This is a genomic window from Microbacterium sp. Bi128 (assembly GCF_918698205.1).
In genome coordinates this window covers 1-2,465 of the sequence record NZ_CAKKMM010000752.1, presented here as the reverse complement: position 1 = coordinate 2,465, position 2,465 = coordinate 1, and the positions used below count along the sequence as shown (strand labels likewise).

General features: G+C 70.5%; 2 protein-coding genes and 1 pseudogene. All 3 read right to left on the bottom strand.

All coding sequences use genetic code 11. The annotated features are described in order from the left end of the window. A partial coding sequence (locus tag LQV45_RS25775; protein WP_374208297.1) for an ABC transporter ATP-binding protein occupies positions 1 to 857 on the bottom strand: 857 nt, incomplete at its 3' end. A gap of 58 nt (positions 858 to 915) precedes the next feature. Beyond that, positions 916 to 2,004 (bottom strand): hypothetical protein, encoded by a 1,089-nt coding sequence (locus tag LQV45_RS25770; protein WP_230009482.1) that lies wholly within the window; start codon positions 2,002 to 2,004, stop codon positions 916 to 918. A gap of 109 nt (positions 2,005 to 2,113) precedes the next feature. After that, a pseudogene (locus LQV45_RS25765) lies at positions 2,114 to 2,465 on the bottom strand (hypothetical protein); the annotation flags it as partial.

Sequence of the window (2,465 nt, the reverse complement as noted above, 5' to 3'; positions counted from 1 at the left end):
GCCCCAGGCAGTGAGGCGAACAGGGCCGCGTCGGTCCCGGGGCCGGCGCCACCGGGAGTACGGCCGTCGGTGCCCAGGGTCGCGGTCAGGCCGAGGCCGGCCAGCACCTGCGCCGCAGTGCCCGGATCCGGGGTCAACACGCGAATCCTTGCCTGGCCGGCCCCGCGCAGTTCCGCCAGGGTTCCCTGCGCCACAAGCCGGCCAGCGCTCATGATGGCCGCATGGGTGCAGATCTGCTCGACCTCGGCCAGCAGGTGGCTGGAGACGAACACCGTGGCGCCGTCGGCCGCGAGCGATCGCACCAGGCTCCGCACCTCACGGGTGCCCTGCGGATCCAGCCCGTTGGTGGGCTCGTCCAGCACCAGCAGTTCCCGCGGGGCGAGCAGGGCGTTGGCGATCCCCAGCCGCTGCTTCATCCCCAGCGAATAGGCCCGGACCAGCTTGTCCGCGGCGTGCGTCAAACCCACCCGTTCCAGGGCTGACTGGACGCGGGCACGCCGAGTGGCGCCCGAACCATAGGGGTCCGCGGCGTCCATGCGGCGCAGATTCGCGGCGCCGGAGAGGAAAGGGTAGAACGCCGGTCCTTCCACCAGCGCCCCGACCCGGGGCAGTACGTCATTGAGTTTGCCGGGCATCTCCTCGCCCAGCACGCGCATGGAACCTCCGGTGGCGGTGGCCAGGCCGAGCAGGAGCCTGATGGTGGTGGTCTTCCCCGAACCGTTCGGGCCCAGGAAACCAAAGACCGCGCCTTTCGGCACGGCCAGGTCGACGCCGTCGACAGCCATCTGCTGGCCGAACCGTTTGGTCAGGCCCGTGGTCTCAATGCTCAGCTCGGCCGCCGGCCCGGCGGCGCTCACGCGGCCGTCACCGGATGGTCAGGGAGCAACCGTCGGCCACCGGATACCGCACCGGACATCACTTCTGTGCGGCAGCGGCCTGGAGCCGCTCCAGTGGCACGGAGCCGGCGACGACCCGGCCGTCGTCGAGCACCAACACGTTCACCAGCGCGGTGGACAAGAGCCGGCCGCCCTGGACCGGGACGGTGGCCTGTTCGAGCAGGGCCGTGGCGTCCGACGCCGGGCCGGCCGTTCCCGCCGGGAACTCAACAACCGAGTCCCAGCCAGAGCCGGTGACGGCCGGCTTGCCGGCACGGTCCTTGGCCGCCGGCGCTGTGGCGTTCCCGGCGTCGTTTCCGTGTTTGTGCTCCTTTACCGGAATCTCCTCGACCGTGGCGCCCGGCGGCGGGGTGAACGTGAAGACCGACGCGTCGGGGGCCCCGAGGGTCAGGCTGGTGTAGGCGACGCGGAAGGCGGGATCCGACTGTCCGCGCGCCTTGACCTCGACGCCCAGCGGCAGCCCGGTCTGGCCGTCAACGGCTACTGTGATGGACCCGACCAGCGTCGCATCGGACTTTGGTGTCAGCACCAGGTTGTAGGCGGGCCGGCCGGCTACCTGGACATCGGCGCCCACCGCCACGTCGGTGCCCGGTTCGATCTTGGCCAGAAGCATCGCGGCGAGCTGGTCGGGGGTGGCGGTGACGTCGGTGCCGGCGCTGTGACGGCCTGTGTCACCGGCGTCGCCGGCCGGGAGCTGGGCATGGGCGGCCGTGTTGTCCTTGGAGTTGTAGAACCACACGTCGTTGCCGTGGCGGATGGCGTTGCGTTCGGCCAGCCGGTCCATCACCTGGACGCGGGCGTTGTCCGGGCCGTCGCGATAAACCCGCGCGGTGTGCGGCCCCGTCAGCAGTTCGAGCCATGCCGTCCCTGACGCGTCCGGGCCGGCACCGGTCTTGGGCAGCTCAGGAAGCCCGAGCGCAGAGGACTGTTCCAGGGTTCCGGAGAGAGCGGGCTGGCGGTGCTGGGCAATCAACTGCAGCACCTGCTCCGGCGTCTTGGGCGGCAGGGGATCCCCTGCGCTGGCGGGCAGGGATCCGGCCAGCGCGCCGGCGGCAATAACGGCAGGAACGGCGGCAGCAGGCAGCCAGCGCAGCCACGTGCGCGTCATCGTGACCGCGCTCCGGAAAGAGATGTTCCAACTATCCGCGCCTGGGGAATGCGCGCTTCAGTGCAGCTCATAGGTCAACAGTACGCCTGGCCCCGGCGGCCCGGTTATCCTACTTCAGCACATTAATGGTCAGTTCCACGGCGCCCAGCAGGAACGCGAGCACGGAGGTGCCCAGGCCCGCCACGAGCAGCAGGCCGGGATGGGCCAGGCCCACCACCACCCGCCTCAGCCGCGGCCTGTCCCGCAGGAACTTCTTGGGCACGGCGCCCGGTTCCGGCGTTTGTTTCCAGCCCCGGAGCCGCCGCAGGAACCAGGCGCAGCGAATGATGAAGGCCAGCCACAGTACTGAGACCACCAGCGGGATCGCGGCCAGCAGGAGGTTGAAGCCCACCGCGGTGACCTCGCGTTCGGACGCCCCGACGAGTGACTGGAGGGTGGTTGAGACCGAGGCGCTCATGACC